Here is a 23,855-nt window from a genome sequence, read left to right as displayed (position 1 = left end):
ACGCATGAGACGCCGGTCAGGAGCCGGCGTGGACATACCTAGACTTGGGGCATGCTCGCGACGATCGACCTGCGCTCACAGCCCCTCGGCGCCCGGCAGCTGCGTGCCGTCCTACCGCGGGCCGAGTACGACGTCGAGGCCGCCCTGGACGCGGTCCGGCCGATCAGCGACGACGTCCATGACCGTGGGGCCGCAGCCCTCTACGACCTCGCCGAGCGCTTCGACGGGGTGCGGCCGTCCTCCCTTCGCGTCCCGCAGGAGGTCCTCGAGGCCGCTGTCGACACGCTCCACCCGGCCGTGCGCACGGCCCTCGAGGTCGCCATCGAGCGCACCCGGGCCGTCCACGCCGACCAGCGCCGCACCGACACCACGACCGACCTCGGTGGTGGCGGCACCGTCACCGAGCGCTGGGTCCCCGTCGAGCGCGTCGGCCTCTACGTCCCCGGCGGCCGGGCGGTCTACCCGTCGTCCGTCGTGATGAACGTCGTGCCCGCGCAGATCGCCGGGGTCGGGTCGCTCGCCGTCGCCAGCCCGCCGCAGAAGGAAAATGTCGGCGTCTTCGCCGGCTACCCCCACCCGACGATCCTCGCCGCCTGCGCCCTGCTCGGCGTCGACGAGGTGTGGGCCATGGGCGGCGCCCAGGCCGTGGCGGGCTTCGCCCACGGCTTCGAGGACGAGGCCGCGGGGGAGCGCGGCGAGTGCCTCCCGGTGAGCCTCGTGACCGGCCCGGGCAACATCTACGTCGCCGCCGCCAAGCGCCTGCTCAAGGGGATCGTCGGCATCGACGCCGAGGCCGGCCCCACCGAGATCGCCGTCCTCGCCGACGCCACGGCCGACCCCGAGCACGTCGCCGCCGACCTCATCAGCCAGGCCGAGCACGACCCCATGGCCGGGTCGGTCCTCGTCACCGACTCCACCGAGCTCGCCGACGCCGTCGCCGGTGCGGTCGAGCGACGAGCCGCCGCGACGAAGCACAGCGAGCGTGTCGGCGAGGCCCTCTCCGGCCGGCAGTCGGCGATCGTGCTCGTCGACGACCTCGACGCCGGCCTGCGGGTCGTCGACGCCTATGCCGCCGAGCACCTCGAGGTCATCACCGCCGACGCTCCTGGGGTCGCGGCCCGGGTGCGCAACGCCGGCGCGATCTTCGTCGGGGCGCACTCCCCGGTGAGCGTGGGCGACTACGTCGCCGGGTCGAACCACGTGCTGCCCACCGGCGGCAGTGCCGCGCACAGCAGCGGCCTGTCCGTCCAGTCCTTCCTCCGCGGCATCCACGTCGTCGAGTACTCCGAGCAGGCCCTCGCCGAGGTCGCCCCGCACGTCCTCGCGCTCTCCGAGGCCGAGGACCTGCCGGCCCACGGCGAGGCCGTCACCGCGCGCACCGGGGAGGTCCTGCGATGAGCGAGATCGAGCAGCTGCTGCGTCCCGCGCTGCGCGGTCGCACCCCCTATGGCGCGCCGCAGCTCGACGTCGACGTCCAGCTCAACACCAACGAGTCCTCCTACCCGGTGCCGCCCGAGGTCGTCTCTGCCATCGTCGCCGAGCTGGAGGAGCAGCTCGGGGGGCTCAACCGCTATCCCGACCGCGAGTTCACCGACCTGCGCAAGGCGCTCGTCTCCTACCTCGAGGACCGCAGCGGGGTCTCCCTTCGTCCCGAGCAGGTGTGGGCCGGCAACGGCAGCAACGAGGTGCTCTCCCACCTCGTCCAAGCCTTCGGCGGACCGGACCGCATCGCCTTGGGCTTCACCCCCGCCTACTCGATGCACCCGATCATCAGCGAGACCCTCGGCACGACCTGGGTCGACGGCCAGCGTGACCGGGAGTCCTTCGACCTGACCGTCGAGTCGGCCGTCGAGCAGGCCCGCCGCGTCGACCCGCACCTCGTCTTCCTCTGCTCGCCCAACAACCCCACCGGCACCGCACTGCCCTTCGACGTCATCGAGGCGATGCTCGAGGCCGCACCGCGGGCGATCGTCGTCGTCGACGAGGCCTACGCGGAGTTCGCCCGGCCGGGCACGCCGAGCGCCCTGTCGCTGCTCGCCGCCCACCCGCGGCTCGTGGTCACGCGCACGATGAGCAAGGCCTTCGCGCTGGCGGGCGGCCGCCTGGGCTACCTCGCCGCCGACCCGCAGGTCGTCGACGCGCTGCGCCTGGTCCGCCTGCCCTACCACCTGTCGGCCCCCACGCAGACGATCGCCCGGGTCTCCCTCGAGCACGCCGACCGGCTCCTCGAGACCGTCGACGCCATCAAGGAGCAGCGCGACCGGCTCGTCGCCGAGCTCACCGCCATGGGCCTGCGGCCCGTGCCGAGCGATGCCAACTTCGTGCTCTTCGGCGGGCTCGCCGACGCGGCGGCGACATGGCAGGCTCTGCTCGACCGGGGGGTCCTCGTCCGTGACGTCGGCATCCCGCACCACCTGCGGGTCACCGCCGGGACCCCCGAGGAGACGGGGCGCTTCCTTACGGCGATGACCGAGCTCGTCCCCCCCCACGCACTGACCGAGGAGACCTCGTGAGCACACCGTCCCGCACCGCCACCGTCACCCGGGGCACGTCGGAGAGCCGCGTCGAGGTGAGCGTCGACCTCGACGGCACCGGCAAGGGTGACGTCTCCACGGGCGTGCGGTTCTACGACCACATGCTCCTCTCGCTCGCCAAGCACAGCCTCATCGACCTCACGGTCCGGGCCGACGGCGACGTCGACGTCGACGCCCACCACACCGTCGAGGACGTCGCGATCGTCCTGGGTCAGGCGGTGCGCGAGGCACTCGGCGACAAGTCCGGCATCAGCCGCTTCGGCGACGCGACGGTGCCGCTCGACGAGGCTCTCGTCCACGCGGTCGTCGACGTCGCCGGGCGCCCCTACGTCGTGCACTCCGGCGAGCCGGCCGGCCAGGAGTACGTCATCATCGGCGGCAACTTCGTGGGGTCGCTGACCCGGCACGTCCTCGAGTCCTTCGCCTACAACGCCGGCATCGCGCTGCACGTGCGCGTCCTCGCCGGACGCGACCCGCACCACGTCGTCGAGGCGCAGTTCAAGGCGCTGGCCCGGGCCCTGCGCGCGGCCGTCGAGCCCGACCCGCGCGTCGTCGGCATCCCCAGCGCCAAGGGCGCTCTGTAGAGGATGCGATGACCCAGCAGGGCAGGGGAGTGGTGCTGCTCGCCGCCCCCGCGGCGCGGGCGGTCGAGTGGGTGCGTGGCGGCGTCGTGCCGTGCCACGTCCTCGAGCACGCCGCGTGGTCGATCATCGTGCCCGCGGCGACGACCAGCGTCACGGCAGCCCCCTACGACGACGCGCTCACCGTGCTCGCGTCCCGGCACGCCGGGCCACGGCTCACCCCGGCGATCGGGCTCTTCGTCATCGACGACACCGCGGTGCTCACCGCTCGGTCCGGCCGCAGCCCGGTGCGCTGGGCGCTGCGCTCGGCCGACCGCGAGATCGTCCGCGGCCCGCGCCTGCCTCCGCTCGCGCCCGAGGACCTGCACCGGACGCTCGCGGGCAACCCTGCAGTCCGCGAGGTGCCGATTCGTGAGGTGCGCGCCCTGTGGGGGCGCACCGACCTGACCCACGTCGAGTGGCTCGTCGAGGTCGCCACGGTCCTCGGTCTGCCCGGGAGCCGCGTCCTCGACGGTGCCGACGACTCGCTCGGCCCGGTCATCTCGCCCGACGAGAGCGCCGTGCGAGCCTTCGAGTCCGTCGTCAAGGATGTGCACCAATGACCAGTCCCCACGTCGTCGTCCTCGACCACGGTTCCGGCAACGTCCACTCCGCGGTGCGGGCCCTGACCCACGTCGGGGCCCGGGTGGAGCTGACCGCTGACCGTGACGCCGTCCTCGCCGCGGACGGCCTCGTCGTCCCGGGTGTCGGCAACTTCCACGCGTGCATGGCCGGCCTGCGAGCCGTGGGTGCGCCCACGCTCGTCGACCTGCGGCTGAGCGGCGGCCGTCCGGTCCTGGGCGTGTGCGTCGGCATGCAGGTGCTCTTCGACGGCTCCGACGAGCCCAGCGGCTCGCAGCCCACGGAGCAGGGGCTGCAGCAGTGGCCAGGCACCGTCGCCCGGCTCGAGGCTCCCGTCGTGCCGCACATGGGGTGGTCGACGGTCGAGGCGCCTGCGGGCACCCGCCTCTTCGACGGGGTCGAGGACGAGCGCTTCTACTTCGTGCACTCCTACGGCGTCCGGTCCTGGGACCTGCCCGTCGCCGACGGGGCGATGGCCCGCTCCACCCCGCTCGTCACGTGGAGCGAGCACGGGTCTCCCTTCGTCGCGGCCGTCGAGAACGGCCCTCTGTCCGCCACGCAGTTCCACCCCGAAAAATCCGGGGATGCTGGGCTGCACCTCCTGAAGAACTGGGTGATGTCACTGTGACCACGACCGAGAGCCCCCGCCTGGAGCTCCTGCCCGCCGTCGACGTGCGCGAAGGGCGGGCCGTCCAGCTGCAGCAGGGGGTCGCCGGGTCCGGATGGGACTTCGGCGACCCGCTGGAGGCCGCGCGGGCCTGGCAGGAGCAGGGCGCCGAGTGGATCCATCTCGTCGACCTCGACGCGGCCTTCGGCACGGGCAACAACCGTGACCTGCTCGCCGGCATCGTCGGTGGGCTCGACATCAAGGTCGAGCTGAGCGGTGGCATCCGTGACGAGGCGTCGCTGCGGTCGGCGCTCGACTCCGGCTGCGCCCGGGTCAACCTCGGCACCGCCGCCCTGGAGAACCCCGAGTGGACCGCGCGGGCCATCGCCGAGCACGGCGACCGGATCGCCGTCGGTCTCGACGTGCGGGGCACCACCCTCGCCGCCCGCGGGTGGACCCAGGAGGGCGGCGACCTGTGGGAGACGCTGGCCCGCCTCGACTCCGAGGGGTGCGCGCGCTACGTCGTCACCGACGTCGCCAAGGACGGCATGCTCGCCGGACCCAACCTCCAGCTGCTCCAGGACGTCTGCGCCGCGACCGACGCGGCCGTCGTCGCCAGCGGTGGCGTGACCACGCGGGATGACGTCGTCGCGCTGCGTGGGCTCGTGCCCGCCGGCGTCGAGGGCGCGATCATCGGCTCGGCGCTCTACAAGGGCACGGTGACCCTGAGCGACGCGCTCGACGCGGCAGGTCGACCGTGACCGGCGCGGGGCCGGAGAGCCTGCCGGGCGGATCGGACTCCGCCGGGGTGCCGTGGCAGGGACGCGAGCTGCCGACCGGCGGCTTCGCGGGTGACACCGGCGAGGCCGACCCGGCGCTGCGGCGGGCACTGACCTCCGCCGGCGAGGCAGAGGTGGTCGAGCACCTCGCGGCGGCCCGGCTCTTCGTGCCGGTCAAAGCGGTCGCCACCGACACGGCCGAGGGCGAGCACGGCGTCGTCTCCGACAAGGAGGCCGACATGGCCGTCGTCCTGCTCGAGCACCCCGACGGGCGGACGGCGCTGCCGGTCTTCTCGTCCATCGCCGACATGACGGCCTTCGACACCTCCGCCCGACCGGTGCCGGTCGAGGCGGCCCGCGCCGCCCAGGCCGCGGTGGGGGAGCAGGCCGACCTCATGGTGCTCGACTGCGCGAGCGAGCACGCCTTCGAGGTGCGCGCCTCGATGGTGTGGGCGCTGGCCCAGCAGCGGGCCTGGCTGCCGGCGCACGAGGACCCCTTCGTCGCCGACTCCGTCGCCCGGGTCGTCGCCCGTCACGACGAGGTGACCGACCACGACCTCGCGGCCGGCGTGCCCGACGGGCAGGGCGTGCTCCAGGTGCGGCTGACCCTCGTGCCGGGGCTCGACGAGGAGGGCGTGCGCGCCCTGGTCACCGCGATCGCCGAGGCCCTCGCGACCGACGGCGAGCTGCGGGCCCGGGTCGACGGGCTCTCCTTCACCGTCGTCTGACCCGCGGGCACCGTCGCCCAGCTCGACGGCGCGGGCCCGCGACATGCCGTGGGGTCGATTTCGGCCCGGCGGGGGTGCGCTGGTACCGTGGTCGTCGACCGGTCATCGTCCCCGTGACGGTGACGCAAGAGGAGCCCCGCTTCCACCCGCGTCGACCACAGGTTCGTCAGGACCGCCAGGTTGCCGGGTCACAGGTCTCGACGCGGTTCCCGACCGCTGGAGGTGCACCGTCACCCCCTTCGTCCGGGCGCATCCGATGTCGTGCTCTGGTGAGGCTCCTCGCGATCGGCGAGGAGCCTTTCTTCGTCGGTGGCCAAGGAGTCTTACACCGAGCCAAGGAGAAGCACATCAGCGAGCCTCGCATCAATGACCGTATCCGCGTCCCGGAGGTGCGGTTGGTCGGCCCCAACGGGGAGCAGGTCGGCATCGTCCGCGTGGAGGACGCCCTTCGCCTCGCCGCAGAGGCGGACCTCGACCTCGTCGAGGTCGCTCCGATGGCCAAGCCCCCGGTGGCCAAGCTCATGGACTTCGGCAAGTACAAGTACGAAGCCGCCATGAAGGCGCGCGAAGCGCGCAAGAACCAGGTCAACACGGTCATCAAGGAGATCAAGCTCCGACCGAAGATCGACAGCCACGACTACGGCACCAAGAAGGGCCACGTCGAGCGCTTCCTCGGCGCCGGCGACAAGGTCAAGGTGACGATCATGTTCCGTGGTCGCGAGCAGTCCCGCCCCGAGCTGGGCTTCCGACTGCTGCAGCGTCTCGCGGAGGACGTCGTGGAGCTCGGCACCGTCGAGTCGGCCCCCAAGCAGGACGGCCGCAACATGGTCATGGTGCTCGCACCGACGAGGAAGAAGTCCGAGGCCCGCGCCGAGGCGCGACGCAAGAAGGACGAGCAGAAGGCGGCTTCGGCCGCTGCCCCGGCCGAGGCGGTCGAGACCCCCGAGGTCGAGGCGCCCGAGGTCGAGGCCACCGAGGCCCCGGCCGAGTCCTGAGCCGGCCCCAGACCAGCACAGCAACGAGAAGGAGATCGGCGACATGCCGAAGAACAAGACGCACTCCGGTGCGAAGAAGCGCTTCCGGGTCACCGGCTCGGGCAAGATCATGCGCGAGCGCGCCAACCACGTCCACAAGTTCCACGAGAAGACCCCGCAGCACGCGCGTCGTCTCGCGAACGACGTCCTGGTCTCCAAGGCCGACGAGAAGAAGATCAAGAAGCTGCTCGGTCGCTGACCTGAGCCTCTTGTCCCCACACACTGAAGGAGTCATCACGTGGCACGCGTGAAGCGGGCGGTCAACGCCCACAAGAAGCGCCGGGTCGTCCTCGAGCGCGCCAGCGGCTACCGGGGCCAGCGGTCCCGCCTCTACCGCAAGGCCAAGGAGCAGGTCACCCACAGCGCGGTCTACAGCTACCGTGACCGTCGCGCCAAGAAGGGCGACTTCCGTCGCCTGTGGATCCAGCGCATCAACGCCGGCGCCCGCGCCAACGGCATGACGTACAACCGCTTCATCCAGGGCCTGCGCGCCGCCGAGATCGAGGTCGACCGTCGCATGCTCGCCGAGCTCGCCGTCAACGACGAGGCCGCCTTCGCCGCGCTCGTCGAGGTCGCCAAGGCCAACGTGCCGGCGACCGCTGACGCCAAGGTCGAGGCCTGAGCGACCACACCGGACGCCGGGAGCGCCCTGCGCTGACCAATCCCTCCTCGGAGCGGGTGCGGTCGGTGCGTGGGCTCTCCCGGCGTTCTGCGCGTCGGCGCACCGGCCGGGTCCTCGTCGAGGGGCCGCAGGGGGTGCGCGAGGCGGTGCGCTTCGCACCCGAGCGGATCGTCGACCTCTACGTGACCGCCGAGGCGGAGCAGCGCTACGCCGAGTTCGTCGAGCCGGCCCGTGAGGCGGGCGTCTTCGTCCACGAGGTGACCGACGAGGTCCTCGCCGCGATGTGCGATGCCGACACCCCGCAGGGCACGGCCGCCGTCGTCGAGTGGGCGCCGAGCGACCTGCCCGGCGTCCTCGCCGCCGACCCGCGGCTGCTCGTCCTGCTCACCCACGTGCGTGACCCCGGCAACCTCGGCACGGTCATCAGGGGTGCGGACGCGGCCGGTGCCGACGCGGTGCTCGTCAGCGACGCCTCGGTCGACGTCACCTCGCCCAAGGTCGTGCGCTCGACCGCCGGCTCGCTCTTCCACCTGCCGGTCGTCTCCGGGCTGTCGATCCCCGAGACGCTGACGGCGCTCGGCGCGGCCGGGGTGCGGCGGCTGGCCGCCGACGGCGCAGGGGAGTCGACGACCGAGGACGCCGACCTCACCGGTCCGCACGTGTGGGTCATGGGCAACGAGGCCTGGGGTCTCGAGGAGGCCACCCTCGCTGCGTGCGACGAGGTCGTCCGGGTCCCGATCCACGGTCACGCCGAGTCGCTCAACCTCGCGATGGCGACGACGATCTGCCTCTACGCCTCGGCCCGTCAGCAGCGCGCCTGACCCGGCAGACGGTCCGGCTCCGGCAGCCGACGACATGACGAAGGGCGCCGCCCCCGTGAGGGGAGCGGCGCCCTTCGTCGTGCCGATGCGGTCAGGCGTTGGCGCCGGAGCGAGCGTTGGTCTCCTGCCCGCGCAGGATCTCGCCCGGGTCCGTCGGCGACTCCGCGGCGGCCTTGACCCCCTCGGCGATGCGGGAGCCGACGTCGCCGTCGATGTTGCTCCAGTACTGCAGGGCCTGCGAGAGCACCGGCTCGACGACACCGGAGAGGGCGCCGACGACGGTGTCGACGAGACGGTCGCGCTGCGCGTCGTCGAAGACCTCGCGCACGAGCGTGCCCGCCTGGCCGAAGTCGTCGTCCTCGGCGTGCAGCTCGTAGGCGGAGCGGACGATCTCGCCGTCGGCCTCCCACCCGTCGTCGACCGGGCCCTGCTCGTCGGCGTGCGGCCGGCCGAAGCTGTTGGGCTGGTAGACGGGGGCGTCACCGGAGTGCTCGTAGCGCATCGGCCCGTCGAAGGTGAAGTGGTTCTCCCGGGCCACGGCCGGGCGGTTGACCGGCAGCTGGTGGAAGTTCGGGCCGATCCGGGCGCGGTGGGCGTCGGCATAGGCGAAGACCCGGCCGAGCAGCATCTTGTCGGGCGAGAAGCCGATCCCCGGCACCGTGTTGCTCGGGGCGAAGGCGGCCTGGTCGATCTGCGCGAAGAAGTTGACCGGGTTCTCGTCGAGGGTCATCGTGCCGACCTCGATGAGCGGGTAGTCCTCGTGCGACCAGGTCTTCGTCAGGTCGAAGGGGTTGAAGCGGTAGGTCTTGGCGTCCTCGTAGGGCATGACCTGGACCGACAGCTTCCACTGCGGGTGGTCGCCGCGGGCGATGGCGTCGAAGAGGTCGCGACGGTGGAACTCCGCGTCCTCGCCGGCCAGGCGCCCGGCCGCGTCGTTGGTCAGGCCCTCGACGCCCTGCTGGGTGTGGAAGTGGTACTTGACCCAGAACTTCTCGCCGGAGGCGTTGACCCACATGTAGGTGTGGCTGCCGTAGCCGTTCATGTGGCGCCACGAGCGGGGCAGGCCGCGGTCACCCATGAGGTAGGTGACCTGGTGGGCCGACTCCGGGTTGTTGGTCCAGAAGTCCCACTGCATCGTGTTGTCGCGCAGGCCCGAGTCGGGCAGGCGCTTCTGGCTGCGGATGAAGTGGGGGAACTTCAGCGGGTCGCGCAGGAAGAAGATCGGGGTGTTGTTGCCGACGAGGTCGAAGTTGCCCTCGCTCGTGTAGAAGCGCAGCGCGAAGCCGCGCACGTCACGCCAGGTGTCGGGGGAACCGAGCTCGCCGGCGACGGTGGAGAAGCGAGCGAGCATCCGGGTGGTCGTGCCCTGCTGGAAGACCGCGGCCTTGGTGTACTGCGACACGTCGGCGGTCGTCTCGAAGTGGCCGAAGGCACCGGAGCCCTTGGCGTGCGGCTTGCGCTCGGGGATGTTCTCCCGGTTGAAGTGGGCGAGCGTGTCCACGAGGTGCGTGTCGTGGAGCAGCAGGGGGCCGTTGCTGCCGACGGAGAGGCTGTTGCGGTCGCTGACGGTCGGGGCGCCGTTGACCTGAGTCGACGGGCCGGACGTGTCGAGGGTGCCGCGCGCGTCCGAGCGCGGGGCCGGGGTCTCGGGGGTGGATGACATCTGCTGCTCCTCTTTCTCTTCGGGGTGGGGTGCAGTGCTGGTCAGTGGGTCGCGGCCTCCGCGCAGGCGGGGCAGGTGCCCCAGTAGATGACCTCGGCCTCGTCGATGGCGAAGCCGTGGTCGTCGGCCGCGTCGAGGCAGGGGGCGGCGCCCGGTGCGCACTCGACGTCGAGCATCGTGCCGCAGGTGCGGCAGACGAGGTGGTGGTGGTTGTCGCCGAGCTCGAGCTCGTAGCGGGCGGGGTGGCCGGCCGGCTCGAACTTGCGCACCATGCCCTGGGCGGCGAGCGCCCCGAGGATGTCGTAGACGGCCTGGGTGCTCACCGAGCCCAGACGTTCGCGGGTGGCGCGGGTGATCGTGTCGACATCGGCGTGCGGGTGCGCCGAGAGCTCGCGCAGCACGGCCACCCGGGGGGCCGTGACGCGCAGCGAGTGCCCCCGCAGCAGGTCCGCCGCGGCGTCGGTGTCGATCATCGTGCTCATCGCCACCAGAGTCCCACCAGAACTTGAATGAGTCAAGAAAAGGACGGTGCCGCCGGCGGGGGGACGAAGGGGGTCCCCGGCACCCGCCGTAGGGTGCCGGGCATGAGGATCTGGCAGACCGTGCAGCGGTGGCGCGGCCGACGCCCGTGGAGCCGCTGGCGCACGAGGGGTGTGTCGCGGGCCGACCTCGAGGACGGGCCGGTCATCCCCTTCGTCCCGGGTGGGGCCGAGGTGCCGCAGGGGCTGGGTCACGACCCGGAGCGGGACGAGCTCGTCTACACCTTCTACGACGTGCGCGACTCCCGCCGCGGGCTGCTCGTCATCGCCGACGCGGAGGGCGAGGTGACCGCCAGAGTGGGCCTGACCGGCCTCGACCACTACGGCGGTGTCGCGGTCCTCGACCGGTGGACCTATGTCAGCGGTGCCGGACGGCTGCAGGTGCACGAGACCGAGTGTCTGCGCGGGGGACTGAGCGAGCCCGTCGCCACGGTGCGCGTGCGGGCGAGCTCGACGGTCACCGCCCACGACGGCGGGCTGTGGGTCGCCCGCTTCGTCGTCGACGGACCCGGCCGGGCGCACCGCTACCGGATCACGGCCGACGGCCGGCCGGAGCCGACGGGGGAGGAGCTCGTCGTGCCGCCGCGCACCCAGGGCCTGGCCTTCGACGACGACCGGGCGGTGTGGTTCTCCCGCAGCTGGGGGCGCACCGCGCCGTCGGTGCTCACGCGGGTCGACGCCGCCGACCTGGCCCGGGACGGTGGGTGGACCCCCGCGACGGGTCGCGACTGGCTGCTGCCTCCCATGGCGGAGGGCTCGGTCATCGTCGACGGGCGCCTGCTCCAGCTCTACGAGTCGGCCGCCGGACCCTACCGGCAGCACCGCCGCGGACCCCGGCCGGTGATGAACCTGCTGCTCGGGCGGCTCGAGCCCCGGGAGTACCTGACCGTGCACGATCTGGACTGAGCCGGGCCCGTAGACTCGGGCCTCGTGTCAGGACCCAACACCAACTACGACCCGGTCGAGGTCGCCGCGCTCGACCCGCAGGTGATCGACGAGGCCGTCCAGGCCGCGCTCGACGCCGCGGCGGGCGCCACGACCCTCGACGAGCTCAAGCGGATCCGCGGGGCGCACCAGGGCGACAAGAGCCCGCTCGCCCTCGCCAACCGCGAGATCGGTGCGCTGCCGCCGAGCGCCAAGGCCGAGGCCGGCAAGCGCGTCGGACAGGCCCGTGGCCGCGTGGGGCAGGCCTTCGCCGCCCGCCAGGCCGAGCTCGAGGCCGAGCGCGACGAGCGGATCCTCGTCGAGGAGACCCTCGACCTCACGGTGCCGAGCCCGTACCAGCGGCTCGGCGCCCGGCACCCGATCAGCCTGGTCACCGAGCGCGTCGAGGACATCTTCGTCGGCATGGGCTGGGAGATCGCCGAGGGTCCCGAGATCGAGTCCGAGTGGCTGACCTTCGACGCGCTCAACATCGGTCCGGACCACCCGGCCCGCGGTGAGCAGGACACCTTCTTCGTCGAGCCGGCCGACGCCGGCGTCGTGCTGCGCACCCACACCTCGCCGGTGCAGATCCGCACCATGCTCGACCGCGAGCCGCCGATCTACGTGCTCTGCCCGGGCAAGGTCTTCCGCACCGACGACCTCGACGCGACGCACACGCCGGTCTTCCACCAGTTCGAGGGTCTGGTCGTCGACAAGGGCATCACCATGGCGCACCTGCGCGGGGCGCTCGATGCCTTCGTCCAGGGTCTCTTCGGCGAGGGCGTCGTCACGCGGCTGCGGCCCAACTACTTCCCCTTCACCGAGCCGAGTGCCGAGATCGACTGCCGCTGCTGGGTCTGCCGCGGCGAGGACTCGGCCTGCCGCACGTGCGGCGGCACCGGCTGGATCGAGCTCGGTGGCTCCGGCATGGTCAACCGTCGCGTGCTCGCGGCCGCCGGGATCGACCCCGACGAGTACACCGGCTTCGCCTTCGGCCTGGGCATCGAGCGCTCGCTCATGCTGCGTCACGGCGTCGCCGACATGCGCGACATCATCGAGGGAGACGTCCGCTTCTCGGCGGCGTTCGGGATGGAGATCTGATGCGGGCCCCGATCGAGTGGCTGCGTGAGCTGACCGAGGTCGAGCCGGGGGCGAAGGGGGCGGACGTCGCCGCCACGCTCGTGCGCGTCGGCCTCGAGGAGGAGGACATCCTCGGTGGCGAGGTGACCGGTCCTCTCGTCGTCGGCAAGGTGCTCGAGCGCACCCCCGAGGAGCAGAAGAACGGCAAGACGATCAACTGGTGCCAGGTCGACGTGGGTGCCGCCAACGGCACCGGCGAGCCGCAGGGCATCGTGTGCGGTGCGCACAACTTCGACGTGGGCGACCTCGTCGCGGTGATCCTGCCCGGCGGCGTGCTGCCGGGGAACTTCGAGATCTCGGCGCGCAAGACCTACGGCCACGTGAGCGCCGGCATGATCTGCTCCGCGATGGAGCTGGGCCTCGGCGAGGACCACGACGGCATCATCGTGCTCACCGAGCAGCTGCCGGCCGACGTCGTCGGTGCCCTCGCGCCCGGCGACGACCTCATCCCCGTGCTCGGCCTCGACGCCGAGACGGTCGAGGTCAACGTCACTCCGGACCGCGGCTACTGCTTCTCCATGCGCGGCATCGCCCGCGAGTACGCCCTGTCGGAGGGCACCCCCTTCGCCGACCCGGCGGACCTGACCGTCGCGACCGCGACCGGCCCCGGGCACGAGGTGCGCCTCGTCGACGACGCGCCGGTCGACGGTGTGCCCGGCTGCGACCGCTTCGTCGCCCGGGTCGTGCGCGGCATCGACGCGACCGCCGAGTCGCCCGAGTGGATGCGCCGCCGGCTCACCGAGGTCGGCATGCGGCCGATCTCGCTCGCCGTCGACGTCACCAACTACGTGATGATGCTGCTCGGCCAGCCGCTGCACGCCTACGACCTCGCCAAGCTCGACGGGGCCATCGAGGTGCGGCGCGCCCGTGCCGGCGAGCGCCTCACGACCCTCGACGACGTCGAGCGCGAGCTCGTCCCCGAGGACCTGCTCATCACCGACGGCGGCACGACGCCCCTGGCCATCGCGGGCGTCATGGGTGGCGCTTCGAGCGAGGTCGACGACGCGACGACCGACGTCCTCGTCGAGGCCGCGCACTTCGACGCCGTGAGCGTGGCGCGCTCGGCGCGACGTCACCGCCTGACGACCGAGGCGTCCAAGCGCTTCGAGCGGGGCGTCGACCCCGCGGTCACGGCCGCGGCCGCGCAGCTCGCCGTCGACCTGCTCGTCGAGCACGGTGGGGGCACGGCCGACGACACCGCGACCGACGTGGGCACCCCGGCACCGCCGGCGGCCATCCCCTTCGACCCGACCCTGCCGAGCCGCTACATCGGCCTCGACTACCCCCGTGAGGAGGTCGTCGCGACCCTCACCGCGATCGGCTGCGCCGTGGCCGACGAAGGGGAGTCCCTCCTCGTCACGCCGCCCACCTGGCGCCCCGACCTCGAGGACGGTCCCGACCTCGTCGAGGAGGTCGCCCGGGTGCGCGGCTACGACCAGATCCCGTCGGTCGTGCCGCGGGCCAGCGCCGGACGTGGTCTGACGAAGGGGCAGCGGGACCGCCGCACGGTCGCCCGCACGCTCGCGGCGACCGGGCTCGTCGAGGTGCTGTCCTACCCCTTCACGTCCGAGGGGCGCTTCGACGCACTCGGCTACCCGGCCGACGACGCGCGCCGCACGACGGTGCGCCTGGCCAACCCGCTGCAGGACGAGGCGCCGCTCATGCGCACCTCGATCCTCGACACCCTTCTCGACACCCTGCGGCGCAACGTCTCCCGCGGGCACCGCGATGCCGCGCTCTACGAGATCGGCCTCGTGACGGCGGGCGGGATCACCCCGCTGCCGGTGCCCCCGGGTGGGGCACTGCCCTCGGCCGGGGACCTCGAGCGGATCACGACTGGGGTCCCGGCCCAGCCGCGCCACGTCGCGATCGCGGCGGCGGGCGCCGCCGTGCCCGCCGGCCCGCACGGTCCCGCGCGTGCCGTCGGCGCGAGCGATGTCGTCGGCTGGTCGCTCGCGGTGGGTGCCGCGCTCGGCCTCGACCTGCAGGTCGAGGCGGCGCAGCGCGAGCCCTTCCACCCCGGGCGATGCGTCGCGGTGACCCTGGCCGACGGCTCCGTCGTCGGGCACGCGGGTGAGCTGCACCCGAAGGTCTGCACGGCCCTGGAGCTGCCCGAGCGCACCGTCGCCGCCGAGCTCGACCTCGACGCGATCATCGCGGCCGCCGGCGACCCGGTGACCCCGGCGCAGCTGTCGACCCAGCCCCCGGCCAACACCGACGTCGCGCTCGTCGTCGACGAGGGGGTCCCTGCGGCCGCCGTTGCCGCGGCCCTGCGTTCGGGCGCGGGCGACGACCTCGAGTCGCTGACGCTCTTCGACGTCTTCCGTGGCGACCAGGTGGGGGAGGGGCGCAAGTCGCTGGCCTACCGGCTGACCTTCCGCACCGACCGCACCCTCACAACCGACGAGGTCAGCGCCCTGCGGGACAAGGCCGTCGCGTCGGCGGCCTCGGCGACGGGTGCCCAGCAGCGCTGAGTCGTGCATCCCGCGGGGATGCTCGGGTGACCCGAGAATCCCCGCGGGACGCGTTTGCATGAAACTTCGCATCTGCGTATGGTCATGCAGGTGATCAAAGCAGCCATCGCCGGAGCCAGCGGCTACGCAGGAGCCGAGATCGCTCGGCTCCTGCTCGGCCACCCAGACGTCGAGATCGGCGCACTCACCGCATCGGGCAACGCGGGCACCCGCTTCGGTGACCTCGCGCCCCACCTGCAGGCCCTCGCCGACCGGGTCCTCGAGCCGACCGACGCGCAGACCCTCGCCGGGCACGACGTCGTCTTCCTCGCGCTGCCGCACGGACACTCCGCCGCCATCGCCGAGCAGCTGCCCGACGACGTGACCGTCGTCGACTGCGGGGCAGACTTCCGGCTCGACGACGCCGGTGACTGGGGCGACTACTACGACACCCCCTTCGCCGGGACGTGGCCCTACGGCCTGCCGGAGCTCGTCCGGGCCGACGGCACGAAGCACCGCGACGCCCTCGTCGGCGCCCGGCGGATCGCCGTCCCCGGGTGCTACCCGACCGCGGCGAGCCTCGCCCTCGCGCCCGGTCTGGCTGCCGGAGTGGTCGAGCCCGACGACGTCGTCGTCGTCGCTGCCTCGGGCACCTCCGGCGCCGGCCGCTCCGCCAAGCCGCACCTCATCGGCTCCGAGGTCATGGGGGCCATGAGCCCCTACGGCGTCGGCGGCGTCCACCGCCACACGCCGGAGATCGAGCGCAACCTCGCCCGCGCCGCCGGCCGCGATGCCACCGTCTCCTTCACCCCGACGCTCGCGCCCATGCCGCGCGGGATCCTGGCCACCGTCACCGCCCGGGCGGCTGCCGGTGCCACCGCCGCGACGGTCCGGGCCGCGTGGGAGCAGGCCTACGCCGACGAGCCCTTCGTCCACCTGCTGCCCGAGGGGCAGTGGCCGCACACCGGCAGCGTCGTGGGCTCCAACCTCGTGCACGTGCAGGTCGTCCTCGACGAGCGCAGCGGCCGCGTGGTCGCCATCGCGGCGGAGGACAACCTGACGAAGGGGACGGCCGGCGCCGCCGTGCAGTCCATGAACCTCGCCCTGGGTCTGCCCGAGACCACGGGGCTGCCGACGACGGGAGTGGCACCGTGAGCACGACGACCCCTGCTGGATTTCGCGCCGCCGGCGTGACCGCCGGCCTCAAGCCGAGCGGTCGCCCCGACGTGGCGCTCGTCGTCAACGACGGCCCCGACCGTCACGCGGCCGCGGTCTTCACGACCAACCGCGTGGAGGCCGCACCGGTCACCTGGTCGCGCCAGACCCTCGTCGACGGGCGCGCCGATGCCGTGATCCTCAACTCGGGCGGCGCCAATGCCTGCACCGGCGCGCAGGGCTTCCAGGACACCCACGCGACCGCCGAGCACACAGCCGAGGCCCTCGGGGTCTCCGCCGGCGACGTCGTCGTGTGCAGCACCGGCCTCATCGGCGAGCTGCTCCCGATGGACAAGCTCACCGCCGGCGTCACCGCCGCCGCGACCGTCCTCGACGACGACGGGGGAGCAGCGGCCGCCGAGGCGATCATGACGACCGACACCGTGGCCAAGACCGCCGCGGTGACGCGTGACGGCTGGAGCGTCGGCGGCATGGCGAAGGGGGCGGGCATGCTCGCCCCGGCCCTCGCCACGATGCTCGTCGTCGTGACGACCGATGCCGTGACGAGTGCGGCCGACCTCGACGCCGCGCTGCGCGAGGCGACCCGCACCACCTTCGACCGGATCGACTCCGACGGCTGCATGTCGACCAACGACACTGTCCTCGCGATGGCCTCGGGCGCCTCGGGCACGAGCGTCGCGCGCGAGGACCTCACCGAGGCGCTGCGCGAGGTGTGCGCCGATCTGGCGCGCCAGCTCATCGGTGACGCCGAGGGCGCCGCCCACGACATCGAGATCGTGGTGCACCACGCGGCGAGCGAGGCCGATGGTCTCGAGGTCGCGCGCAGCATCGCGCGCAACAACCTCTTCAAGTGCGCGATCTTCGGCAAGGACCCCAACTGGGGTCGGGTGCTCGCCGCTGTCGGCACGACGGCCGCGGTCTTCGAGCCGGCCCGGCTCGACGTCTCGATCAACGGCGTGCAGGTCTGCCGCGCCGGTGGCGTCGGCGAGGACCGCACCCTCGTCGACCTCGAGGCCCGCGAGGTGCGCGTCGAGGTCGACCTCCATGCGGGGGACGACGAGGTCACGGTGTGGACCAACGACCTCACCCACGACTACGTCCACGAGAACTCCGCCTACTCCACCTGATCGGAGGCCGGCATGACTGCCGAGTCCACCCTGCGCGGCGCCATCGACGCGGCCGCCCTGCGCGTCGCCCAGGCCAAGGCGACGACCCTCGTCGAGGCGCTGCCCTGGCTCGAGCGCTTCCGCGGCGCCCTCGTCGTCATCAAGTACGGCGGCAATGCGATGACCGACGACGCGCTCAAGGCGGCCTTCGCCGAGGACATCGTCTTCCTGCGCTACGCCGGGCTGCGGCCGGTCGTCGTGCACGGCGGCGGCCCGCAGATCCAGGCGATGCTCGACCGGCTCGGCCTCGAGAGCGAGTTCAAGGGCGGGCTGCGCATCACCACCCCCGAGGTCATGGACGTCGTGCGGATGGTCCTCACCGGTCAGGTCGGCCGCGAGCTCGTGGGCCTGCTCAACCAGCACGGACCCGTCGCCGTCGGCCTCTCCGGCGAGGACGCGAGCCTCTTCGGCGGCCGCCGCAAGGGCATCGTCGTCAACGGTGAGCCGGTCGACATCGGGCTCGTCGGCGACGTCGAGTCCGTCGACCCCGCCGCGGTCCTCGACATCGTCGACGCCGGCCGCATCCCGGTCGTCTCGACGATCGCCCCCGACCTCGACGTCGACGGGCAGGTGCTCAACGTCAACGCCGACACCGCCGCCGCAGCGCTGGCCGTCGCCCTGCGGGCGCACAAGCTCGTCGTCCTCACCGACGTCGACGGCGTCTACGCCGACTGGCCCGACCGCGACTCGCTGCTGTCTCACCTCACGGCGTCCGGGGCGCGCGACCTGCTGACCCGCGTCGACTCCGGGATGATCCCCAAGCTCGAGGCGTGCATCCGGGCCGTGGAGCACGGCGTGCCCCAGGCTCACGTCGTCGACGGCCGCCAGCCGCACTCGATGCTCCTCGAGCTCTTCACGTCCGAGGGCTTCGGCACGATGATCCTGCCGGACCCCGCCGACACCGACGACGAAGGGGAGGGCAGCCCCTCATGAGCACCCCCAGCGAGCAGCACCAGGCCCTGCTCGAGCGCTACCGCGCCAGCCACATCGGCGTCTTCGGCCTCCCCGGCCTCGTCCTCACCCGCGGTGAGGGCGCCTGGGTGTGGGACGTCGACGGCACGCGCTACCTCGACCTCCTCGGCGGCATCGCGGTCAACGCGCTCGGTCACGGTCACCCCGAGCTCGTCGCCGCGATCTCGAAGCAGGCCGGCGAGCTCGTCCACGTGAGCAACTTCTTCACGACCCCCGCGCAGATCGAGGCGGCCGAGGCGCTGCTGCGCGTCGCGCAGGCGCCGCAGGGGTCAGGCGTCTTCTTCTGCAACAGCGGATCCGAGGCCGTGGAGACGGCGATCAAGCTCTCCCGGCGCACCGGCCGCACGGGGATCGTCGCCGTCGGCGGCGCCTTCCACGGCCGGACCACCGGAGCGGTGAGCCTGACCCACAAGGAGGCATACCGGGCCCCCTTCGAACCGCTCCTGCCCGGGGTGACGCACGTGGCGCCCGGTGACGTCGAGGCGCTGCGTGCCGCCGTCGGCCCCGACACCGCGATGGTCCTGCTCGAACCCATCCAGGGCGAGGCCGGAGTGGTGACGCCCCCGGAGGGCTATCTCGCCGCAGCCCGCCAGATCACCCGCGAGGCCGGCGTCCTGCTCGTCCTCGACGAGATCCAGACCGGGGTCGGGCGCACCGGTGCGTGGTTCGCCCACCAGCTCGACGGCGTCGTGCCCGACGCGATCACCGTCGCCAAGGGTCTCGGCGGGGGAGTGCCGATCGGTGCCCTGGTGACCTTCGGGCCGGAGACCACCGGGCTGCTCACCGCGGGCCAGCACGGCTCGACCTTCGGCGGCAACCCGCTCGCCTGCAGCGCAGCCCTCGCCGTGCTGTCGACCATCGAGTCCGAGGGCCTGGTCGAGCACGCGGTCACCGCCGGTGAGCTGCTCGTCGAGCGGGTCACGGCGCTGGAGCACCCGCTGGTCGCCGGGGTGCGCGGGGCCGGGTTGCTCCGTGCCATCGCGCTGACCGAGCCGATCGCCCCTGCGGCGGCGCTCGTGGCCCGCCGTCACGGCTTCATCATCAACCCGGTCGCGCCCGACGCGCTGCGTCTCGCGCCGCCGCTGACCATCACCACCGACCAGCTCACGAGCTTCGTCGACGCCCTGCCGGGGATCCTCGACGAGGCCGCCAAGGAGTCCGCATGACCGTCCGACACCTGCTCGCCGACGACGACCTCACGGCCGAGGAGCAGTCGCAGGTCCTCGACCTCGCGGCCGCGCTCAAGGCCGACCGGCACGCCGAGCAGCCGCTCGCGGGGCCGCAGGCCGTGGCCATCATCTTCGACAAGCCGACCTTGCGCACCCAGCTGTCCTTCACCACGGGTGTCGCCGAGCTCGGCGGCTACCCGATGGTCGTCGACGGCAACCTCGCCCAGATCGGCACCCGCGAGTCCATCGCCGACGTGGCCCGGGTCGTGGGGCGACAGGTGAGCGCCATCGTCTGGCGCACGCACGGCCAGGACCGGCTGCAGGAGCTGGCCGACCACGTCGACGTGCCGGTGGTCAACGCGCTGACGGACGACTACCACCCCTGCCAGCTGCTCGCCGACCTGCTGACGATCCGCGAGCACATGGGCTCGACGGCCGGCCGCACCATCGCCTACGTCGGCGACGGGGCCAACAACATGGCCCACTCCTACCTGCTCGCGTGCTCCCTCGCCGGGATGCACGTGCGCATCGGGACCCCGGCCAGCCACCAGCCCTCGGCCGACGTCCTCGCCCGCGCCACGCGGATCGCTGCCGAGCAGGGTGGATCGGTCCTCGTCACCGACGACCCCACGGCCGCAGTGGCGGGAGCCGACGTCGTCGCGACCGACACCTGGGTGTCGATGGGCATGGAGGAGCAGAAGGGGGACCGCACCGGACAGACCTCGCCCTTCGCCCCCTTCGCCGTGACGACGGATCTGCTGGGCCACGCCGCGGCCGACGCGATCGTCCTGCACTGCCTGCCCGCCTACCGGGGTCTGGAGATCGCCGCCGATGTCATCGACGGGCCGCAGTCGGTCGTGTGGGACGAGGCGGAGAACCGGCTGCACGCGCAGAAGGCGCTGCTCACCTTCCTGCTGCGCGCCTCGTCATGATCGCCGCGACCCGACCCGGCCGGCAGGCGCGGATCGTCGAGCTGCTGCGCGAGCACGCCGTGCGGAGCCAGCCCGAGCTCCTCGAGCTCCTCGCTGCCGACGGGATCGAGATCACCCAGGCGACCCTCTCGCGCGACCTGCTCGAGCTGCGTGCCGAGAAGGTCCGCGTGGGCCGTGGCCTCGTCTACGCCATCCCCGGCGAAGGGGGTGACCGCACCCCGCGCGCGGCCGTCGACCCGGCGGAGTACGACGACCGGCTGCGCCGGCTGTGCGAGGAGCTCCTCGTCACGGCTCGGGCGAGCGCCCAGCTCGTCGTCGTCCGCACGCCCCCCGGCGCCGCCAACTACCTCGCCTCGGCGATCGACCACGCACGCCTCACGGGAGTGCTGGGGACGATCGCGGGGGATGACACGATCATGATCATCACCGGTGGCCCCGACGAGGGTGCCGCCGTCACCGCACAGCTGCTGGGCCTGGCCCAGACCACCGACAGCCAGGAGGCACCGTGACCCAGGACGAGACCGCGACGACCGGTGAGCGGGTGAGCCTGTGGGGTGGCCGCTTCGCCGGGGGGCCGAGCGACGCGCTGGCCGCCCTGAGCAAGTCGACGCACTTCGACTGGCGTCTGGCTCCCTACGACATCGCCGGCTCCCGCGCGCACGCGCGTGTCCTCCACGGCGCCGGCCTGCTCGACGACGCGACGCTCGACGCGATGCTCGACGCTCTGCGACGCCTCGCCGACGACGTGACCAGTGGGGCCTTCGAGCCGGCGCTCGACGACGAGGACGTGCACACCGCACTCGAGCGGGGGCTCATCGAGCGGGCGGGTGCCGACGTCGGCGGGCGCCTGCGCGCCGGACGCTCGCGCAACGACCAGGTCGCCACGCTCTTCCGCATGTACCTGCGCGACCACGCCCGGATCGTCTCCGGTCTCGTCCTCGACGTGGCGCGGGCGCTCCTCGACCAGGCGCGGGCCAACATCGACGTCGCCATGCCCGGGCGCACCCACCTCCAGCACGCCCAGCCGGTCCTGCTGAGCCACCACCTGCTCGCGCACGTGTGGCCGTTGCTGCGCGACGTGCAGCGCTTCGTCGACTGGGATGCGCGCACCGCGCTCAGCCCCTACGGCTCCGGCGCTCTCGCGGGCTCCTCGCTCGGGCTCGACCCCGAGGCGGTCGCCGCCGACCTCGGCTTCGCCGGGGCGGTCGACAACTCCATCGACGGCACGGCCTCGCGCGACTTCGTCGCGGAGTTCTGCTTCGTCGCCGCGATGACCGCCGTCGACATCTCGCGCCTGGCCGAGGAGGTCATCCTCTGGGCGACGAAGGAGTTCTCCTTCGTCACGCTCGACGACGCCTTCTCGACCGGGTCGAGCATCATGCCGCAGAAGAAGAACCCCGATGTCGCCGAGCTCGCCCGCGGCAAGGCCGGTCGTCTCGTCGGTGACCTCGCCGGTCTGATGACGACGCTCAAGGCGCTGCCGCTGGCCTACAACCGCGACCTCCAGGAGGACAAGGAGCCGGTCTTCGACGCCGTCGACACGCTCGAGGTCCTGCTGCCGGCCTTCTCCGGGATGATGGCGACGATGACCTATCACGGCGAGCGGATGGCCTCCCTTGCGCCGCAGGGGTTCTCGCTCGCGACCGACATCGCCGAGTGGCTCGTGCGCGAGGGCGTGCCCTTCCGCGTGGCCCACGAGGTCGCCGGGGCCTGCGTGCGGGTCTGCGAGGAGCGCGACATCGAGCTGTGGGACCTCTCCGACGAGGACCTCACCGGGATCAGCGAGCACCTGACGCCGGGAGTGCGCGAGGTGCTCTCGGTCGAGGGCTCGCTCGCCTCGCGCGATGCCAAGGGCGGCACCGCCCCGGCCCGGGTGCGCGAGCAGCTCGACAACGCGGCGGCAGTGCTCGACGAGCTCGAGACCTTCGCCGGCAGCCGCATCGAGGCCCGCTGACGTGACGACCGGGGGCCGTCGCCTCGTCAGGTCCGACCTGGCGGGCGACCCCCTGTCCGTCGCGCCCCTGCTCCTCGGGGCGTGCCTCGTCGTCGGCGAGGTGACCCTGCGCCTGACCGAGGTCGAGGCCTACTGGGGGAGCGACGACCCCGGGTCCCACGGCTACCGCGGCCCGACCCCGCGCACCGAGGTGATGTTCGGCCCGCCCGGCCACCTCTACGTCTACCGGTCCTACGGCGTCCACTGGTGCGCCAACGTCGTCGTCGGGACGAAGGGGGAGTGCGCTGCGGTGCTCCTGCGCGCCGGCGAGGTCGTCGACGGCGTCGACGTCGCATCGTCCCGCCGGCCGGGCGCCTCGGAGCGCGACCTGGCGCGGGGCCCGGGCCGACTGACGAAGGCGCTCGGGCTCACGGGGGAGGACAACGGCGCCGGCGTGGTCGGCCGGGGTGCTCCCTTCGCCCTCGTGGCACCGGAGCACGCACTCGACCCCGCGCTCGTGAGCACGGGGCCGAGGGTGGGGGTGTCGGGGCCGGGAGGCGATGGTGATGCCTACCCGTGGCGCTTCTCGATCGCCGGTGAGCCGACGGTGTCGACCTACCGCCCGGGCAGGGCGAGGGTCAGGCGGGGTTGACCCCGACGTCGACCTGCTGGGCGAGGTAGTTCTCCTGGCCGACGCGGGCGATCGCGTCGAGCTGCGCCTCGAACCAGTCGGCGTGGCCCTCCTCGTCGCGGGCCATCTCCTCGAAGACCGCCGCGGTCGCGTGGTCACCGAGCTCGTGGCACTCCTTGGCCCCGGCGTTGAACTGCTTGACGGCGACGATCTCGCTGGCGAGGGCCAGCTCGAGCATCTCCTTGGCGTCCTCGCCGATCTGGATGTTGTTGAGCTTCTGGACGTTGGGGTGACCGTCGAACATGAGGATCCGCTCGATGAGCTCGTCCGCGTCCTTCATCTCCCCGATGGACAGGTCGTAGAAGACCTTGCCCAGGCGGGGCAGGCCCCAGTTGTCGAGCATGCGGGCGTGCAGGAAGTACGTGTTGACGACGGTCAGCTCGAGGGTGAGCGCGTCGTTGAGGAGCGTGATGACTCGGGGGTCAGCTGGCTGCACGGTCTACCTCCGCGGGAGATGGGAAGAGGCCGTTGTCGACCTCGCTCCCGACACTCTCGCAGAGGATCCGCCGTACTGAGAAGACACACGCGCCGCAATCGCGGCCGGCTCCGGTGCTCGCGCACACCCGGGAGAGGGTCGTGGCACCCGCGGCGGCGGCGTCGGCGATCTGGCGTTCGCCGACCACGGCACAGTGACAGACGATCACGCCCGGTCTCCCTTCGTCTTCATGAGGTGAGGCATACCTTAGCCCGACGAAGGGGGGAGATGTCACCGGGTGTTCCACATGGCGGATCGGGGGTGGTCGGGACCGGTGCGCCTGCCGGGGGACCGG

26 protein-coding genes are annotated in these 23,855 nt (G+C 72.6%); 22 read left to right on the top strand and 4 right to left on the bottom strand.

What is annotated here, in order from left to right; translation table 11 throughout:
* The first annotated feature begins 51 nt into the window (after positions 1-51).
* The 11 genes from hisD to ACQBJO_RS09885 all read left to right on the top strand — a co-directional run bounded on the left by hisD (position 52) and on the right by ACQBJO_RS09885 (position 8,327).
* Positions 52-1,398: a histidinol dehydrogenase gene (gene hisD / locus ACQBJO_RS09935; RefSeq protein ID WP_421009051.1), complete on the top strand. Its 1,347-nt coding sequence runs from the start codon at positions 52-54 to the stop codon at positions 1,396-1,398.
* Complete coding sequence (locus tag ACQBJO_RS09930) at positions 1,395-2,513, top strand: histidinol-phosphate transaminase (RefSeq protein ID WP_255183651.1); 1,119 nt, start codon at positions 1,395-1,397, stop codon at positions 2,511-2,513. The genes hisD and ACQBJO_RS09930 overlap by 4 nt, the downstream gene beginning before the upstream one ends.
* Positions 2,510-3,118 carry an imidazoleglycerol-phosphate dehydratase HisB gene (hisB, locus tag ACQBJO_RS09925; RefSeq protein WP_421009052.1) on the top strand — a complete coding sequence of 203 codons (609 nt, stop codon included), beginning with the start codon at positions 2,510-2,512 and terminating at the stop codon, positions 3,116-3,118. Before ACQBJO_RS09930 ends, hisB begins: the two co-directional genes overlap by 4 nt.
* Before the next feature lie 8 nt (positions 3,119-3,126).
* Entirely contained in the window at positions 3,127-3,717 is a 591-nt protein-coding gene (locus tag ACQBJO_RS09920) for a hypothetical protein (protein WP_255183649.1), read from the top strand.
* Positions 3,714-4,364, top strand: a complete 651-nt coding sequence (gene hisH, locus ACQBJO_RS09915; protein WP_421009053.1) for an imidazole glycerol phosphate synthase subunit HisH — start codon at positions 3,714-3,716, stop codon at positions 4,362-4,364. Before ACQBJO_RS09920 ends, hisH begins: the two co-directional genes overlap by 4 nt.
* A complete protein-coding gene (gene priA, locus ACQBJO_RS09910) occupies positions 4,361-5,104 on the top strand; it encodes a bifunctional 1-(5-phosphoribosyl)-5-((5-phosphoribosylamino)methylideneamino)imidazole-4-carboxamide isomerase/phosphoribosylanthranilate isomerase PriA (RefSeq protein ID WP_421009054.1) in 744 nt (247 codons plus the stop codon). The genes hisH and priA overlap by 4 nt, the downstream gene beginning before the upstream one ends.
* A complete protein-coding gene (locus ACQBJO_RS09905; protein ID WP_255183646.1) occupies positions 5,101-5,850 on the top strand; it encodes an SseB family protein in 750 nt (249 codons plus the stop codon). The genes priA and ACQBJO_RS09905 overlap by 4 nt, the downstream gene beginning before the upstream one ends.
* A 347-nt stretch (positions 5,851-6,197) precedes the next feature.
* Positions 6,198-6,845, top strand: coding sequence for a translation initiation factor IF-3 (infC, locus tag ACQBJO_RS09900; protein WP_421009072.1), 648 nt, complete (start codon positions 6,198-6,200; stop codon positions 6,843-6,845).
* A gap of 43 nt (positions 6,846-6,888) precedes the next feature.
* On the top strand, positions 6,889-7,083 hold the full coding sequence (gene rpmI / locus ACQBJO_RS09895; protein WP_007925928.1) for a 50S ribosomal protein L35: 195 nt from the start codon (positions 6,889-6,891) through the stop codon (positions 7,081-7,083).
* Between the two features lie 39 nt (positions 7,084-7,122).
* Positions 7,123-7,506 (top strand): 50S ribosomal protein L20, encoded by a 384-nt coding sequence (gene rplT, locus ACQBJO_RS09890; protein WP_255183644.1) that lies wholly within the window; start codon positions 7,123-7,125, stop codon positions 7,504-7,506.
* A 56-nt stretch (positions 7,507-7,562) separates the two neighbouring features.
* Complete coding sequence (locus ACQBJO_RS09885) at positions 7,563-8,327, top strand: TrmH family RNA methyltransferase (RefSeq protein ID WP_421009055.1); 765 nt, start codon at positions 7,563-7,565, stop codon at positions 8,325-8,327.
* Positions 8,328-8,418: 91 nt separating this feature from the next.
* On the opposite strand, the gene ACQBJO_RS09880 is transcribed toward ACQBJO_RS09885, so the two are convergent.
* Both ACQBJO_RS09880 and ACQBJO_RS09875 read right to left on the bottom strand, forming a co-directional pair.
* Positions 8,419-9,990, bottom strand: coding sequence for a catalase (locus tag ACQBJO_RS09880; RefSeq protein ID WP_421009056.1), 1,572 nt, complete (start codon positions 9,988-9,990; stop codon positions 8,419-8,421).
* A 41-nt stretch (positions 9,991-10,031) separates the two neighbouring features.
* On the bottom strand, positions 10,032-10,472 hold the full coding sequence (locus ACQBJO_RS09875; RefSeq protein ID WP_421009057.1) for a Fur family transcriptional regulator: 441 nt from the start codon (positions 10,470-10,472) through the stop codon (positions 10,032-10,034).
* A gap of 102 nt (positions 10,473-10,574) precedes the next feature.
* On the opposite strand from ACQBJO_RS09875, the gene ACQBJO_RS09870 reads away from it, so the two are divergent.
* The 11 genes from ACQBJO_RS09870 to ACQBJO_RS09820 all read left to right on the top strand — a co-directional run bounded on the left by ACQBJO_RS09870 (position 10,575) and on the right by ACQBJO_RS09820 (position 23,046).
* A complete protein-coding gene (locus tag ACQBJO_RS09870) occupies positions 10,575-11,435 on the top strand; it encodes a hypothetical protein (protein WP_255183640.1) in 861 nt (286 codons plus the stop codon).
* A gap of 24 nt (positions 11,436-11,459) precedes the next feature.
* Complete coding sequence (gene pheS / locus ACQBJO_RS09865) at positions 11,460-12,554, top strand: phenylalanine--tRNA ligase subunit alpha (protein WP_255183639.1); 1,095 nt, start codon at positions 11,460-11,462, stop codon at positions 12,552-12,554.
* Positions 12,554-15,067: a phenylalanine--tRNA ligase subunit beta gene (gene pheT / locus ACQBJO_RS09860; protein ID WP_421009058.1), complete on the top strand. Its 2,514-nt coding sequence runs from the start codon at positions 12,554-12,556 to the stop codon at positions 15,065-15,067. The genes pheS and pheT overlap by 1 nt, the downstream gene beginning before the upstream one ends.
* A gap of 90 nt (positions 15,068-15,157) precedes the next feature.
* On the top strand, positions 15,158-16,201 hold the full coding sequence (gene argC, locus ACQBJO_RS09855) for an N-acetyl-gamma-glutamyl-phosphate reductase (RefSeq protein WP_430407099.1): 1,044 nt from the start codon (positions 15,158-15,160) through the stop codon (positions 16,199-16,201).
* Positions 16,198-17,349: a bifunctional glutamate N-acetyltransferase/amino-acid acetyltransferase ArgJ gene (gene argJ, locus ACQBJO_RS09850; protein WP_421009060.1), complete on the top strand. Its 1,152-nt coding sequence runs from the start codon at positions 16,198-16,200 to the stop codon at positions 17,347-17,349. The genes argC and argJ overlap by 4 nt, the downstream gene beginning before the upstream one ends.
* A 12-nt stretch (positions 17,350-17,361) precedes the next feature.
* A complete protein-coding gene (gene argB / locus ACQBJO_RS09845) occupies positions 17,362-18,321 on the top strand; it encodes an acetylglutamate kinase (protein WP_421009061.1) in 960 nt (319 codons plus the stop codon).
* Positions 18,318-19,526, top strand: a complete 1,209-nt coding sequence (locus ACQBJO_RS09840; protein ID WP_255183634.1) for an acetylornithine transaminase — start codon at positions 18,318-18,320, stop codon at positions 19,524-19,526. The genes argB and ACQBJO_RS09840 overlap by 4 nt, the downstream gene beginning before the upstream one ends.
* Positions 19,523-20,461, top strand: a complete 939-nt coding sequence (gene argF / locus ACQBJO_RS09835) for an ornithine carbamoyltransferase (RefSeq protein WP_421009062.1) — start codon at positions 19,523-19,525, stop codon at positions 20,459-20,461. Before ACQBJO_RS09840 ends, argF begins: the two co-directional genes overlap by 4 nt.
* The gene (locus ACQBJO_RS09830; protein WP_421009063.1) at positions 20,458-20,970 is read left to right on the top strand and encodes an arginine repressor; all 513 of its coding nucleotides are present in this window, start codon (positions 20,458-20,460) and stop codon (positions 20,968-20,970) included. The genes argF and ACQBJO_RS09830 overlap by 4 nt, the downstream gene beginning before the upstream one ends.
* Entirely contained in the window at positions 20,967-22,415 is a 1,449-nt protein-coding gene (gene argH / locus ACQBJO_RS09825) for an argininosuccinate lyase (protein ID WP_421009064.1), read from the top strand. The genes ACQBJO_RS09830 and argH overlap by 4 nt, the downstream gene beginning before the upstream one ends.
* A gap of 1 nt (position 22,416) precedes the next feature.
* Positions 22,417-23,046: a DNA-3-methyladenine glycosylase gene (locus ACQBJO_RS09820; RefSeq protein WP_421009065.1), complete on the top strand. Its 630-nt coding sequence runs from the start codon at positions 22,417-22,419 to the stop codon at positions 23,044-23,046.
* Here ACQBJO_RS09820 and bfr read toward each other — a convergent pair.
* Together bfr and ACQBJO_RS09810 are read right to left on the bottom strand one after the other, a co-directional pair.
* A complete protein-coding gene (gene bfr / locus ACQBJO_RS09815; RefSeq protein WP_255183629.1) occupies positions 23,033-23,521 on the bottom strand; it encodes a bacterioferritin in 489 nt (162 codons plus the stop codon). The two genes, ACQBJO_RS09820 and bfr, sit on opposite strands and share 14 nt — an antisense overlap.
* Positions 23,508-23,708: a (2Fe-2S)-binding protein gene (locus ACQBJO_RS09810; RefSeq protein WP_430407177.1), complete on the bottom strand. Its 201-nt coding sequence runs from the start codon at positions 23,706-23,708 to the stop codon at positions 23,508-23,510. The genes bfr and ACQBJO_RS09810 overlap by 14 nt, the downstream gene beginning before the upstream one ends.
* Positions 23,709-23,855: the final 147 nt, after the last annotated feature.

Origin of the sequence: Janibacter zhangyanbonis, assembly GCF_050507325.1 — a bacterium.
GTDB lineage: Bacteria > Actinomycetota > Actinomycetes > Actinomycetales > Dermatophilaceae > Janibacter.
This window is presented reverse-complemented; position numbering and strand designations above follow the sequence as displayed.

Excerpts from the sequence above, each read along its gene's own strand:
- hisD (WP_421009051.1), top strand. The coding sequence starts at position 52 with ATGCTCGCGACGATCGACCTGCGCTCACAGCCCCTCGGCGCCCGGCAG.
- ACQBJO_RS09930 (WP_255183651.1), top strand. The coding sequence starts at position 1,395 with ATGAGCGAGATCGAGCAGCTGCTGCGTCCCGCGCTGCGCGGTCGCACC.
- ACQBJO_RS09920 (WP_255183649.1), top strand. The coding sequence starts at position 3,127 with ATGACCCAGCAGGGCAGGGGAGTGGTGCTGCTCGCCGCCCCCGCGGCG.
- hisH (WP_421009053.1), top strand. The coding sequence starts at position 3,714 with ATGACCAGTCCCCACGTCGTCGTCCTCGACCACGGTTCCGGCAACGTC.
- rpmI (WP_007925928.1), top strand. The coding sequence starts at position 6,889 with ATGCCGAAGAACAAGACGCACTCCGGTGCGAAGAAGCGCTTCCGGGTC.
- ACQBJO_RS09880 (WP_421009056.1), bottom strand. The coding sequence starts at position 9,990 with ATGTCATCCACCCCCGAGACCCCGGCCCCGCGCTCGGACGCGCGCGGC.
- ACQBJO_RS09875 (WP_421009057.1), bottom strand. The coding sequence starts at position 10,472 with ATGAGCACGATGATCGACACCGACGCCGCGGCGGACCTGCTGCGGGGG.
- ACQBJO_RS09870 (WP_255183640.1), top strand. The coding sequence starts at position 10,575 with ATGAGGATCTGGCAGACCGTGCAGCGGTGGCGCGGCCGACGCCCGTGG.
- pheT (WP_421009058.1), top strand. The coding sequence starts at position 12,554 with ATGCGGGCCCCGATCGAGTGGCTGCGTGAGCTGACCGAGGTCGAGCCG.
- argB (WP_421009061.1), top strand. The coding sequence starts at position 17,362 with ATGACTGCCGAGTCCACCCTGCGCGGCGCCATCGACGCGGCCGCCCTG.
- ACQBJO_RS09840 (WP_255183634.1), top strand. The coding sequence starts at position 18,318 with ATGAGCACCCCCAGCGAGCAGCACCAGGCCCTGCTCGAGCGCTACCGC.
- argF (WP_421009062.1), top strand. The coding sequence starts at position 19,523 with ATGACCGTCCGACACCTGCTCGCCGACGACGACCTCACGGCCGAGGAG.
- ACQBJO_RS09830 (WP_421009063.1), top strand. The coding sequence starts at position 20,458 with ATGATCGCCGCGACCCGACCCGGCCGGCAGGCGCGGATCGTCGAGCTG.